Origin of the sequence: Mesorhizobium sp. 2RAF45 (genome assembly GCF_052115225.1) — a bacterium.
Taxonomy (GTDB): domain Bacteria; phylum Pseudomonadota; class Alphaproteobacteria; order Rhizobiales; family Rhizobiaceae; genus Mesorhizobium; species Mesorhizobium jarvisii.
The window spans coordinates 88,327-100,778 of sequence record NZ_JBFRGG010000004.1; the positions used below are offsets into that span (position 1 = coordinate 88,327).

The 12,452-nt window shown below is 61.5% G+C and carries 10 protein-coding genes; 5 read left to right on the forward strand and 5 right to left on the reverse strand.

Annotated elements, in window-relative coordinates; translation table 11 throughout:
- Positions 1-45: 45 nt before the first annotated feature.
- Positions 46-1,269, reverse strand: coding sequence for a TadE/TadG family type IV pilus assembly protein (locus AB4Z43_RS13410; RefSeq protein ID WP_069091885.1), 1,224 nt, complete (start codon positions 1,267-1,269; stop codon positions 46-48).
- Positions 1,270-1,579: 310 nt separating this feature from the next.
- On the opposite strand from AB4Z43_RS13410, the gene AB4Z43_RS13415 reads away from it, so the two are divergent.
- Positions 1,580-1,780, forward strand: a complete 201-nt coding sequence (locus tag AB4Z43_RS13415; protein WP_019857465.1) for a hypothetical protein — start codon at positions 1,580-1,582, stop codon at positions 1,778-1,780.
- 410 nt (positions 1,781-2,190) lie between these two features.
- Positions 2,191-3,015, forward strand: coding sequence for a DUF2189 domain-containing protein (locus AB4Z43_RS13420; RefSeq protein ID WP_441937860.1), 825 nt, complete (start codon positions 2,191-2,193; stop codon positions 3,013-3,015).
- A gap of 68 nt (positions 3,016-3,083) precedes the next feature.
- Here the strand turns inward: AB4Z43_RS13420 and AB4Z43_RS13425 are convergent, their stop codons facing one another.
- The 3 genes from AB4Z43_RS13425 to AB4Z43_RS13435 all read right to left on the reverse strand — a co-directional run bounded on the left by AB4Z43_RS13425 (position 3,084) and on the right by AB4Z43_RS13435 (position 8,045).
- Positions 3,084-3,716 carry a LysE family translocator gene (locus AB4Z43_RS13425; protein ID WP_032929773.1) on the reverse strand — a complete coding sequence of 211 codons (633 nt, stop codon included), beginning with the start codon at positions 3,714-3,716 and terminating at the stop codon, positions 3,084-3,086.
- 200 nt (positions 3,717-3,916) lie between these two features.
- Complete coding sequence (locus AB4Z43_RS13430) at positions 3,917-5,902, reverse strand: pilus assembly protein TadG-related protein (RefSeq protein ID WP_441937862.1); 1,986 nt, start codon at positions 5,900-5,902, stop codon at positions 3,917-3,919.
- Positions 5,903-6,092: 190 nt separating this feature from the next.
- A complete protein-coding gene (locus AB4Z43_RS13435) occupies positions 6,093-8,045 on the reverse strand; it encodes a pilus assembly protein TadG-related protein (RefSeq protein WP_441937864.1) in 1,953 nt (650 codons plus the stop codon).
- 296 nt (positions 8,046-8,341) lie between these two features.
- Between AB4Z43_RS13435 and AB4Z43_RS13440 the strand changes: the two genes are divergently transcribed.
- Positions 8,342-9,202 (forward strand): TIGR01459 family HAD-type hydrolase, encoded by an 861-nt coding sequence (locus tag AB4Z43_RS13440; protein ID WP_441937866.1) that lies wholly within the window; start codon positions 8,342-8,344, stop codon positions 9,200-9,202.
- Positions 9,203-9,208: 6 nt separating this feature from the next.
- Positions 9,209-10,189 carry a bifunctional riboflavin kinase/FAD synthetase gene (locus tag AB4Z43_RS13445; RefSeq protein WP_441937868.1) on the forward strand — a complete coding sequence of 327 codons (981 nt, stop codon included), beginning with the start codon at positions 9,209-9,211 and terminating at the stop codon, positions 10,187-10,189.
- Position 10,190: 1 nt separating this feature from the next.
- Here AB4Z43_RS13445 and AB4Z43_RS13450 read toward each other — a convergent pair whose 3' ends face one another.
- A complete protein-coding gene (locus tag AB4Z43_RS13450; protein WP_441937870.1) occupies positions 10,191-10,745 on the reverse strand; it encodes an HdeD family acid-resistance protein in 555 nt (184 codons plus the stop codon).
- 136 nt (positions 10,746-10,881) lie between these two features.
- On the opposite strand from AB4Z43_RS13450, the gene AB4Z43_RS13455 reads away from it, so the two are divergent.
- Positions 10,882-12,438, forward strand: coding sequence for an acid phosphatase (locus AB4Z43_RS13455; RefSeq protein WP_441937872.1), 1,557 nt, complete (start codon positions 10,882-10,884; stop codon positions 12,436-12,438).
- Positions 12,439-12,452: the final 14 nt, after the last annotated feature.

Here is a 12,452-nt window from a genome sequence, read left to right on the forward strand (position 1 = left end):
CCGGGCAGGGCGGTAAAATCTGAGATGGAAATGCGGGTTAGCCGCTCATTTCACAAGCGTGATGAGGCGGCTGGCATACATCTCGCGATTTCCAAACACGGCCGTGCAGTCGGTTTTGATGGATGAGTTTCCGGTCATCTGCACGGTCGAGCCAACAAGCCTCAGACAGTCGCCCTGACCGCTCATATCTGAGTTGCCGGCAAAGGATATCGCCGCGTCCGGCGCATAGACGAACCCGCTGATCGCGGAATTTGCACCGCCATTCAGCGTCAGGGCCGAGGTGTTGCCGCGGTTCTCGAAAATGGTGATGCCGGCGTAGGGACCGCTGGTGGGTGGTGATAGATTCACCTGTTCATTGGCATTTATAGTGATCTGTGAGCCCTCCACGAGGAATAAGGTCACGCCCTGACCGGTCAGGCTGCCGTTGCCGCCGGGTTTTAGGGTGACGCCACGGAAGATGTAGACGCCCGGATTGAGCGTGATGTTTCCCGACAACGTCTTGTCGCAATAGGTTCCAGGCGACAGCGTATAGGTTCTGCCGTTCGGGATCGGCAGGCACAATGTGTAAGGGGGAGGAACGACGTCCCCCAGAGGATCGAAAGATGCATATTGATGTTCGAGTGGGGCTCCGCAGGTGAGATTGGCGCTTGGCGGCGAAAGCCCGTAAGTGCCGCCGACAGTTGAGACGCAGCCCGCCGAAATCTGCGCGGAACCGCCCCTGCTGACAGCATCGGACGCATCCGAGTTTGCCGCGATGACGCAACTGCTCATGGAGACATCGGTCGAGCCCTGCAGGCTTATTGCGGCCGACGCATGTGGATCGAGCGCCAGAACGCAGGCCTGCGCACCGGGATTCATCTTGACCGTGGCCGAGCGGTGAGCTGGCCATGGGGCCGCGCCATTGATGAAGCTCGGACGGTTGATGCTGGACGAAAGCGAGATGTAATAGGCGCTCGGGTCGCCGCTGGCGGTTGCCGAAAAAGCCGAGACGCTGTCTGCATATTCCTGCTGGTCGGCGAGGCTCAAATTGGCAGAAAAGAATGTCAACCCAAGTGCCTCTACATCACTCGCGGCCATACTGGGCAGGTACTTCGTGCCGACGGCAAGTCCAGCCGCGTCCAGCGAGTTCTGCAATTGCGCGGCGTCGTCACTCGTGCCCGTCAGATCGATCGCGCCGGCCACCACAACCATTATCGGCAGCATCGCTATGGCGGTCGCCATGGCAAAGTTGCCGCGCTTCGAAGACCAGAAGCCTCTCAATGTGAACATCGTCCGCCGCCAAGGTTTGCAATGCCCAGGTGATACGCCCGGGATATCTAAGAGAAATGTAAGCAATCGCTAAAATGCATAGGTTCTAAAAATGAGGCGAGGCGGCTCGTGATAGTGACGCCCCGGGCCTGGGGCCCGACTACAGCCGACGTCACCCACGGGAACGCCGTGACCCGTAGAAACGCCAAAGCATTGGCTGACAATATGGCCGACAGAACAACGGCCGCGGAATGGACGAATGGCCAAATGTGATTTTGCGGACAGGGCCAAGCGGGTTACGCTGCGTCAGCAATGAAAGAGGAGAAAGACGATGAAAACGTTCCTCGCTATCGCTGCCGCACTGGGCCTCTCCGTGTCCGCCGCTTCGGCAGACTGCGCCTATCATCACTCGAAGGTATCGGCGTCAGTCGACACACAGACGACGACAGCGAGCGTCGAGAAGGCTGACATGTCCAAGGCTACGGACGCTCAGACGGTCGTGAAAAAGGAAGTACCGCCGAAGACCGAATAGACTTCAGCGGATCCCGCGCGAACGCTGGGCTGCGTCGGCTGCCGCCGTTGCGTTCGGCGCCTGACAGTGAGGCTGATGTCGTCTTGTACGCTGGCTATCCGCAGATACTAACTTCGTAGAGGTCAATGTCTTCAGGGTGCGCAGCGGCAATTGATCGCCATAGGTCCAAATTATTATGCCCCCTTCGTCGTCGATCCGGACGGCCCATATCGAGGCGGTCTTCAACGCGCGGCAGTAGATTCCGCGCGGCCGGCTTATGCCGGCAGGCGATGACAATCCCGTGAGGACCTGACCAAGGCCATCGATTCGGCGACAACCCCTGGCAAATCGGCTATGCTGCCACATCTACTAGTGGCAGCTGCGGGCGGCCATCACGGCGGTGACCGCCCCCGACACACGGGAGGATGGTTATGGCCGGCTTTCATGTCATGGCGGACGCCTACGGGATGCATGTGCAGCCCGCGGTGCGCCGCATCACCACGGCGGATCTCTGGGATGCGCTCAGGCTCGGCGCCGAGGATTTCTGGGCAAAACCGTCCCACTACGTGTTCCTGTGTTTGATCTACCCGATCGTCGGTCTGATCTTTACCCAGTGGAGCTCGGGTTCCAACGCCATTCAGCTCGTCTATCCCTTGATGTCGGGCTTTGCCCTGGTCGGGCCTTTTGCCGCGATCGGGCTCTACGAAATCAGCCGCCGGCGCGAACTCGGCATGAACACGAATTGGCGCCATGCACTGGACGTGCGCCGTTCCCCGGCATTGCCGTCGATCGCGGTCATCGGCATCATGCTGTTTGCACTGTTCCTGTTGTGGCTGTTCACCGCGCAATCGATCTACACCAGCCTGTTCGGAGACCAGCCGCCGGCCTCGATCGGCGCCTTTGTCCGCGACGTGCTGACGACGGGCAAGGGCTGGACCCTGATCCTGCTTGGTAACGCGGCCGGTTTTGTCTTTGCCGTGGTGGTGCTGGCCACAACGGTGATCGCCTTTCCGTTGCTGCTCGACCGTGATGTCGGTGCCGTCTCGGCAATCGAAACCTCGGCCCGGGCGGTGATGGCAAACCCGTTGCAGATGGCGCTGTGGGGCCTGCTGGTTGCCGTGCTTCTGGTGATCGGCTCGATCCCGCTGTTTGCCGGGCTGGCCGTGGTCATGCCGATCCTGGGCCATGCCACCTGGCACCTCTACCGCAAGGTGATCGAGCCGGCACAGATCCGGCCGATCCGCCGGCCGATGTAGCTAGACTAGAGCATGATCTCCAAAAGTCGGAACCGGTTTTGGGAAAGATCATGCCCGGCTGGAGGGACTCAGCGCTGCGCGTCGGTCGCCATCTTCAGCGCCAGCGCCGTCAGCACGCCCCCCATCATCCAGCGCTGGATAACCAGCCACAATGGCCGTCCGGCAAGGAAGGTGGCGATCGAACCGGCCGTCACCGCGATGATGGCATTGACGGTCAGGCTGATCGAGATCTGCGTCGCACCTAGAACCAACAGCTGCGACAGCACATGGCCTTTGCCGATGCTGATGAATTGCGGCAGCAGCGACAGATAGAGAACGGCCACCTTGGGGTTGAGCAGATTGGTCATCAGCCCCATGGCGAACAGCTTGCGCGGCCTGTCCTTCGGCAGGTCTCGCACCTGGAACGGCGAACGTCCGCCCGGCTTCACCGCTTGCCAGGCAAGCCACAGCAGATAGAGCACGCCGGCAAAGCGCAGCGCGTCGTAGGCATAGGGCACGGCGAGCAGCAGCGCCGTGATGCCGAACGCCGCCGACAGCACATAGAACAGGAAGCCGACCGCGACCCCACCAAGCGAGATCAGTCCCGCCTTCGGCCCTTGCGACAGCGAGCGCGAGATCAGGTAGATCATGTTCGGGCCTGGCGTCAGCACCATGCCGAGGCAGACCAGCGCGAAGGCGATATGGTTGGCGGTATCGGGCATTGTTCGTCCCCAAGCACGCCCGCGATGCGATCCCGCGAGCCGCCAATATCTGCCTGTCACGGCAGGCGCCCGCAAGGGCTTGCCGGCACCAGGCGTTGCGCCAGAGGAGCGGTTACGGCATGTCGCTCCAAAGCGCCTCCGGTTTCGGGACAACGACATGCATAAGGAGGACCCAAAGCGCCGTTTCGACGCGGCGTGCCTTAGCCGACCACCCGCAGGTTCGACAGTTCGTTGCCGATTTCCTTGAAGTCGTTCGACAGGCTGGCGCCGGTCGCATTCCAGAACAGCTTCGCCGGTTTGCTCGGATCCCTCGGGTCCTTGCGGAAGCGCGAGTCCGATGAGCAGGATTTCAGCGCATTGATCGCCAGCTTGTCGCTGGCCTGGCTTGTCGATAGGTCGAGCGCCACCGTCATCACCATGATGTTGGCCGCCTTGGCGTTGTTGCAAAGCGTTGCCATCTGTTCGTTGAGCGCATTGGTGTAGTTGCCGTTTGAATAGTCGAACTGACCGATGGCGCCCGATGTGCCCATGAACATGCGGCCGATCGAGGTGCCGTTGTAGCCGGGGTTGAGATAGCCGTAGGACGCGTAGGTCGATTTCGAGTTGGCGGGGTCCGAATAGCCAAGCGAGGACGGCGTGTAGTAGGTGTTGGCGCCGTCGGTCAGCACGATCACCACCTTGTCATTGCCTTTTTCCGTTTCCCGGCGCCCTTGCGTGAACGGTTCGCCGCTTGAGACCACCCGCCAGCCCCACGCCATGCCCTCGGGAACATTGGTGCCGCCATTCGGCTGCATCAGGTCGATCGCCGCCTTGATCGCGGTGGCCCCATCGGCGACGCTCACATCGGTCAGTGGTGTGATCGGATTGGTGGTGCAACTGTAGTTCGGGCCGTTGCCGGCGGGCAGCGCCGGCGCATCGATCGGTCGCGGCTGGAAATATTTGGCCATGTTGCGCAGCCGCGATTGGCCGGTGCTGCTCGTAGGATCGTCATTCCACCAGCTATTCACCGCGCCGTAGGTCACCGGGGCGGCCTCGTCGGGATCCTGCGTGAGCTTCCAGTGATTGCCGGGTTCGTCCGGAGCGAACATCGGCACGAACATCGTTGCCGGATCGCCGACGCCTATGCCTGTGTTGGCCGAGCCGCCGGACGGCGATGCGTCGTTGACATTGTGGGGATAGGGCCGGGCCTCCACGCAGCCTTGCCAGCTGGCGAACGGACCGTAGGAATCGATGTAGTCATATTCGTCGTGGCTGCGTTTGCAGGTGTTGTTCGAATTGTATTCGTCGCAAACCACCCGCTTGCTGTTGACGACACGCTCGTGGTTGGTGACGACCTTCATGTCCCGGTAGAGTGAAAATCGGGTCAGCATCTGCCCTTCCTCGCTGCCCCAGCCAGTGCCGCGTTTGTACCAGATGCCGTTGGTCTGCTGGGCGTATTTGTTGGCCGCGTTCAGTGTCGACCAGTCGAAATTCTCGTTCGACACCGGCGACAGGCCCTCCGTGTCCATCCACGAAGCGTTGCCATTGGCGGGGCCGACATTGACCGAAGCGGCAAAGGGCACGAGGCCAAACTGCACCGGCTTGTCGACCTGCTTGATCATGACCGCCTGCTGGGCCAGCGTGTCGACCAGCTGCTTGGACGCGGTCTTGAGAAGATCGATGCGCTTCTGGCCTGAGCCCGTGCCGAGCGTGGTCATCGATCCGGAATTGTCGAGCACCAGAGCAACTTCCAGCGTGTTCTTCAGCCGCACCTGGGAAGTGACGTTGAAGTTGATCCTTTGATTCGCATCGGTTGCCGATTTGCCGACGAGCTGGGCGAAGGCAGGATAGAAATATGGCTTGTAGGCAAGCTGCGCCGTCATCGTGAGCAGGCCGCCGCCGCTGGTGTTGCTGGGCAAGGTGACGTTGAGCGTCGCGCTGGCCGGATCGACATCGTTCAGGTTGGCGTTGAAGAAGTCGAGCGCATAGGCTTTCAACTGGTCGTCGGTCGCGCCTTCCGTCAGCCGGCGCGCCGTGGCGAAGTTGGCGGCGTCGAGCGCATTCGTCACCATCTGCTTTTCGCGGTTCATTTCCGTGAAGTCGACCGCGATCGCCAGGCCGCCCATCAGCGGTACCATCGCCACGACAGTCATAAGAGCATAGTTGCCGCGCCGGTCGCGGCCGAACTGACGCCAAAGTTCATGCATGAATTGCAGCGGCCCCCGCCGGCGGATTCTCGATTGACGCCAGCCTTCCACAAAACGCTGAAGGTCGGGTTTGGGAAACCGCTCTATTGCTTGGTCGACGCTTCACCAACCGCTAACCAATGCAAGCCTGCGGCCCCGATCCGGTCTAAGGCAAACGCCCTGTCGGGGCAGGGCGTTCGCAGTTTGGCGATCAGCTGACGATGCGCAGGTTGGACAGTTCATTGCCGATCGCCTTGAAATCGTCGGAGAGTGTCGCTCCGGTCGAATTCCAGAACAGTTTCATCGGCTTGCTCGGATCGGTCGGATCCTTGCTGAAGCGGGAATCCGACGAACAGGCTTTCAGCGCATCCATCTGTGTTTTTTCCGCCGTCTTGGTGGCATCGAGGTCGAGCGCAATGGTCATGACCATGATGTTGGCGGCCTTGGCGTTGCTGCACAGCGTGGTGAAGTACTCGTTCATCGCCTTGGTGTAGTTGGCGTTGGAATAGTCGGTCTTGCTGACGCTGTTGCTGGTGCCAAGGAACATCCGACCATAGGTGTAGGCGTTGCTGAAGGGTACGATGTAGCCGAGCGCCGAATAGATGGCCTTGCTGCCCGCCAGATCGTTGCCGCCATAGTTCCAGTTGGTTCCAGAGTAGCTCTGAGCCGTCACCGACGTTGGTGTGTAATAGGTGTTCGCACCATCGGTCAGGACGATCAGAACCTTGTCGTTGCCTCTTTCTGTCTCGGGTCTGCCTTCGGTGAACGGGGCAGTGCTGGAAAGGGTCCGCCAGCCCCAGGCCATGCCTTCCGGAACATTGGTGGCGCCGTCGGCGGCCATGGCGTCGATGGCCGCCTTGACTGTGTTCGCTCCGGTTGTCGTGGAAACGTCGGTCAGAGGCGTAATCGCGGTCGTGCTGCAACTCGTGTTGGGGCCGGCATCCATGCCGTAGGCTGGAGTAACCGTGGTGCCCGGGTCGGTAAAATATTTCGGCATGTAGCGCTGACGTACCGCGCTCGTGCCCGTCGACCCGTCGGCAAGCCAATTGTTGTTGCCGGGGCGAGGTGGGTTGTTGCTGTCGGTGAGATCGGTTTCATCGGGCGCGAACATGGGCACGAACAGTGTCGCCGGCGTCCCGGTCGCCGCCTCGGTGTCGTTGACATTGTAAGGATACGGTCGAGATTCGACGCAGCCGCCCCAGGAAGCGACGTTTCCATAGGTATAGTTGTAGCCGCTTTGCCAAGTCTTGCATGAGCCATTGGAGTAGGTGGCGGTGCATTTGAACTGCGCGACATAGGTGGCAGTGGCGGTGCGCTTCATCTGGTTGTAGATGGAGAAGCGGGTCAGGGGCAGGTCCTTCTGGGTTGCGTCCCAACCGCTGCCTTTGGCGTACCAGACGCCGGCGATGTTCTGGGCATACTTGGTGGACGAATAGGTCGAACTCATGCTCGCCCAGTCGAAATTCTCGTGATGGATCGGCGAAATCCCGGTGGTGTCCATCCAGGATGCCGAAGCGTTGCCCGGGCCGACATTGACCGATGCGGCGAAGGGAACGAGGCTGAACTGGACCGGGTTGGTGACCTGCTTCATCATCTGCGCCTGGCCAGCCAACTGGTCGACCAGCTGCTTCGCGGCATCCTTGAGAAGGTCGAAGCGTACCTTGTTTGATCCTTTGCCGAGTTCCGTCATCGAGCCGGAATTGTCGAGCACCAGCGACACTTCCAGCGTATTCTTCAGTCGGACTTCGGAGCATGCGCCGAAGCTGATGTCGCTGTTGGCGGCGCTGCCACCCACCAGCACTTTTGCAGTCGGCAGGAAGTAGGGCTTGTAGGTCAAGGTGCTGCAGAGCTTCAAGGTGCCGCCGCCTGCGTTGTTATTAGGCAGCGTCACGGCGAGCGTGGTGTTGGCTGGATCGATATGCGCGAGATTGGCTTCGAAGAAATTCTTGGCGTAGGCCTTGGCATCGGTGTCGCTGGCGCCGGCAACGATCTGCTGGGCAGTGGCGACGCCGGCCGCGTCCAGGGCGTTCAAGGCGTTTTGTCGCTGCCGCGTCATTTCCGTATAGTCGACGCCGATTGCCAGGCCACCCATGAGCGGTACCATGGCGACGACGGTCATGAGCGCGTAATTGCCACGCCGATCGCTTCCGAATCTCCGGATCATTGTTCCAAAATACCCCCGCCAAATCGATAATCGGTGGGGATCGTGTCATAAATCGTTAAATTTCACGTTGCCGTAATATGTCCAAGGTCGAGCCGCCCTTTCAACGCGCGTTAACCATATGCTGTCCAGTGGTGGCTTTGGGTGCCAACGGATAGCCCGATCGGGCGCACAGTTCGCCCTTCGCGTCGATCTCCGGGTGAAAGCTGATGACAGCACGGATCGGTTCGGATAATTCGAACCCGCTGCGGCGAACCGTCGGCCGCCGCACTCGCAACGCTCATATCGAAGGAAACGGCATGGCGGATTCGCCTGACATCGTCGGCTCGCTTGAAGACGTCTCAAAAGCCTATTCGGCAATTCTTTGCGATGTCTGGGGCGTGGTGCACAATGGCGAATGGCATTTCCCGGCGGCTGCGGTGGCGCTGGCCAGGGCAAGGGCAGCCGGCATTCCCGTTGTTCTCATCACCAATTCGCCCCGCCGCAGCGCCGATGTCGTGGCTCAGATGAGTGCGATCGGCGTTCCGCCGTCAGCGTACGACCGTGTGGTGACCTCGGGCGACGTGACCCGCGACCTGATCGCGGAAGGCCCACGCAAGATCTTCCATATCGGCGCCGACCGCGATCTGACGCTCTATGACGGCCTCGATGTCGACCTCGTCGAGGAATTCGAGGCCGCCGGTGTCGTGTGCACCGGCCTGTTCGATGACGAGGTCGAGAAGCCTGAGGATTATGCCGACCTTCTGCGCCGGTTGCGTGCCAGGAACCTGCCATTCATCTGCGCCAATCCCGATATCATGGTCGAGCGTGGCGAACGCATCATCTGGTGCGCCGGCGCGCTGGCGCGCGACTATGCCCAGCTTGGCGGCCGCACGCTGATCGCCGGAAAGCCCTACGCGCCGATCTACGATCTTGCGATGAAGGAGGTGGCGGAGGTGCTTGGCCGGCCGGTCGAGCGCTCTCGGGTATTGGCCATCGGCGATGGGGTGATGACCGATGTGAAGGGGGCGGCCGACAATGGTTTCAACGTTCTCTATGTTTCCGGCGGCATCCATGCCCGCGACTATGGCGATGCATCCCGGCCGGATCCGGCCAAGCTCGGGCTCTTTCTGGAGCGGCACGGCTATCGTCCCGTGGCCGTCATGGTCAGACTGCAGTAGGTGGCAATGGTAGGCTTCCAGCATCTCACCGCGACCGCGCCGCTGCCTGCCGATCTGCGTGACGGCGTTGTCGCGATCGGCAATTTCGATGGCGTCCACCGTGGTCATCAGGCGGTGCTCGAACGGGCGCTGGCCGAGGCTGTGCGGCGCGAAGTGCCGGCCCTGGTGCTGAGCTTCGAACCGCACCCGCGAAAGGTCTTCAGACCCGACATGCCGCTGTTCGTGCTGACGCCGCCGCCGATGAAGGCGCGGCTCTTGTCCTTGCTGGGTTTTGCCGCGCTCGTCGAGCAGCCGTTCACGCGCGACTTCGCGGCGCTGTCGGCGGAAGCCTTCGTCACCGACGTACTGGAGAGGACGCTCGGCATCACCCACGCCGTGACCGGCTTCGATTTCCATTTCGGCAAGGACCGCCAGGGCGGACCGGCCTATCTGATGGCAGCCGGCGAGCGCCATGGCTTTGGCGTCACGCTCGTCGACGCTTTTCGCGACGAGGGCGCCGAGGTAGTTTCGTCGAGCCGGATCCGGGCCCTGCTCTGCGATGGCGAGGTAGTCGAGGCCGCCGGTCTGCTGGGTTATCGGTTCACGGTCGAGGCCGAAGTGATCGGCGGGCAGCAGCTCGGCCGCACGCTGGGCTTTCCCACCGCCAACATGAGGCTTTCACCGGAAGCGACTCTGAAGGAAGGGATTTATGCCGTCCGCTTCCGCCGCGCCGACGGCACGCTGCATGACGGCGTCGCCAGCTTCGGCCGCCGCCCGACCGTTGACGACAATGGCGCACCGCTTCTGGAAACCTTTGTCTTCGATTTTTCCGGCGATCTCTACGGCGAGACCTGCGAGGTCTCGTTCTTCGGCTTCCTGCGCAGCGAGATCAAATTCGACGGCCTCGATGGATTGGTGGTGCAGATGAAGCGCGATGAAGCCGAGGCCCGGGCGCTGCTTGCCGGCGTCAAGCCGCTTTCGCAGCTCGACGCGGCGATTGCCTTCTGACTTACTTTTTCAACGCCAGGCCGACCGCGATGAAGGTCCAGCCCTGGAAGATCAGGTCGATCGCCAGGAACAGTCCGAGCACCCACAGGCTGTTGACCGGCCACCCCATGGCGATGATCAGGCCGGCAAGCACGCTGATGAGGCCTGCCGCGACGATCCAGCCCCAGCCCTGTTCCGGACGGTGGCTGTAGCCGACCCAGGCCCGCAGCGCGCCGGAAGCGACGAGCGCAACGGCCAGCAGGAAGGTCAGCACCGCCGAGGCCAGCAGCGGATTGTCGAAAGCGAAAAATCCGGCGACCGCATAAAGCAGCCCGCTGAGCAGCCAGTAGAAGAAGCGGCCCCAGGTCTTGACCCCGAAAGCATGCATGATCTCGATGATGCCGGCCACCAGCATCAGCCAGCCGACGACATAGACGGAAGCAACTGTGGCGATGAACAGATTGCCGAAAGCAATGCCGCCGAGGATCAGCAGCACCACGCCCAGACCAACAAACCACCCCCACTTTTCCCGCGTCTGGCCGACCGCGTTCTTCAGTGTATCGCCGTGCAAGGTCATGATCCATCTCCCTCCACATCTGGCCGCGCATCCTGCGGTTGAAGGAAGGTAATCCCAATGGCACTACCCGTCCAGCGCGGTGGCTATTGCAAAGGCGCGGCGAAGCTGGTGTCATCCCGCTTTGCATCAGGGAGGTATGACAATGAAGCGATCCCATGGGCTCGCCCTGTTTTCCTCAACTTTCGCCCTGTTCGCTGCCAATGCGGCTTCCGCATTCGCAGCGCAGCCCGGCGATCCGCCGGATGGCATCACGAAGATAGAAACGGTGGTCGTCATCTTCGCCGAGAACCGCGCCTTCGACAATCTCTATGGCCGTTTTCCCGGTGCCGAAGGCATCGACAAAGCCAGCCAGGAAAGCCTGCAGCAGCGCGACCGTGACGGCTCGGTGCTGTCCGAACTGCCGCCGGTGTGGGACGGGCTGACCGCCAAGGGCGTCACGCCGCCGGTGACGCAGGCGATGACCGAGCACCTTCCAAATGCGCCGTTCACCGTGAACGACGCAAAGGGTTTCAACGTTCCGCTCAGCGTCACAACGCACGATCTCTGGCATCGCTACTACCAGAACCAGATGCAGATCAACGGCGGCAAGAACGACATGTTCGTTGCCTGGGCCGATTCAGGCGCCATGCCGATGAGCAACTGGGACGCCTCCAAGACCGACATGTGGGCGGTTGCGCAGAAATACGTGCTGGCCGATCATTTCTTCATGGGTGGGTTCGGCGGCTCGTTTTTCAACCACCAATGGCTGATCTGCGCTTGCGCGCCTTACTACGCCGATGCCGACAAAAGCCCGGCCAAACCGTCGATTTCGGTGACGGATGATAGCGGCACAGCGCTGAAGATCGCCGACAATTCGCCGAAATCGGCGCGCGACGGCATTCCGAAATTTGTCTCCGATGGCAATCTGACGCCGGACTTCCATGCGGTGAACACGATGCAGCCGCCTTACCAGCCGAGCGGCACCGATCCGGCGCCTGGCGGCGATCCGCTCCTTGCGGATCCGGCCAAGCCCACCACGCTGCCGCCCCAGACGGAGCCGACCATCGGCGACATGCTTAGCCTAAAGCACATCACCTGGGCATGGTATTCGGGCGCCTGGCAGTACACGCTCGACCATGGCAACAAGTCGCCGGTTCCGAATTTCCAGTACCACCACCAACCGTTCAACTATTATGCCAATTACGCGCCGGGTACCGAAGCCAGGCGCGAACATTTGCGCGACGGTGGGCTGGGCGGCGTTAGCTTCATCCAGGCGATCGACGACGGCGCCCTGCCACAGGTCTCCTTCTACAAGCCGCAGGGCAATCTCAACGAGCATTCCGGCTATGCAGACATCGAGGCCGGAGATCGCCATATCGCCGACGTCGTCGCCCATCTGGAGAAAAGCCCGCAATGGCCGCATATGCTGGTCGTCGTCACCTATGACGAGAATGGCGGCATCTGGGATCACGTCCCTCCGCCCAAGGGCGACCGCTGGGGGCCGGGCACACGCGTCCCCGCCATCATCGTTTCGCCCTTCGCCAAGCACGGCTATGTCGATCAGACGCCCTATGACACGACTTCGATCCTGCGCTTCATCACCGAGCGCTTCGAACTGCCGGTGCTGCACGGCATCGTGGTTCGCGACAGGGCCGTCGCCGCGCATGGCGAACCACCGCTCGGCGATCTTACCGCCGGGCTCGACCTCAAGTGAACGCCCGTGTCGGT

What these genes read in the sequence shown, in the direction of transcription:
- AB4Z43_RS13445 (WP_441937868.1), top strand. Translation starts at nt 9,209, where the DNA reads ATGGTAGGCTTCCAGCATCTCACCGCGACCGCGCCGCTGCCTGCCGAT.
- AB4Z43_RS13450 (WP_441937870.1), bottom strand. Translation starts at nt 10,745, where the DNA reads ATGACCTTGCACGGCGATACACTGAAGAACGCGGTCGGCCAGACGCGG.
- AB4Z43_RS13410 (WP_069091885.1), bottom strand. Translation starts at nt 1,269, where the DNA reads ATGTTCACATTGAGAGGCTTCTGGTCTTCGAAGCGCGGCAACTTTGCC.
- AB4Z43_RS13455 (WP_441937872.1), top strand. Translation starts at nt 10,882, where the DNA reads ATGACAATGAAGCGATCCCATGGGCTCGCCCTGTTTTCCTCAACTTTC.
- AB4Z43_RS13425 (WP_032929773.1), bottom strand. Translation starts at nt 3,716, where the DNA reads ATGCCCGATACCGCCAACCATATCGCCTTCGCGCTGGTCTGCCTCGGC.
- AB4Z43_RS13435 (WP_441937864.1), bottom strand. Translation starts at nt 8,045, where the DNA reads ATGATCCGGAGATTCGGAAGCGATCGGCGTGGCAATTACGCGCTCATG.
- AB4Z43_RS13415 (WP_019857465.1), top strand. Translation starts at nt 1,580, where the DNA reads ATGAAAACGTTCCTCGCTATCGCTGCCGCACTGGGCCTCTCCGTGTCC.
- AB4Z43_RS13430 (WP_441937862.1), bottom strand. Translation starts at nt 5,902, where the DNA reads ATGCATGAACTTTGGCGTCAGTTCGGCCGCGACCGGCGCGGCAACTAT.
- AB4Z43_RS13420 (WP_441937860.1), top strand. Translation starts at nt 2,191, where the DNA reads ATGGCCGGCTTTCATGTCATGGCGGACGCCTACGGGATGCATGTGCAG.
- AB4Z43_RS13440 (WP_441937866.1), top strand. Translation starts at nt 8,342, where the DNA reads ATGGCGGATTCGCCTGACATCGTCGGCTCGCTTGAAGACGTCTCAAAA.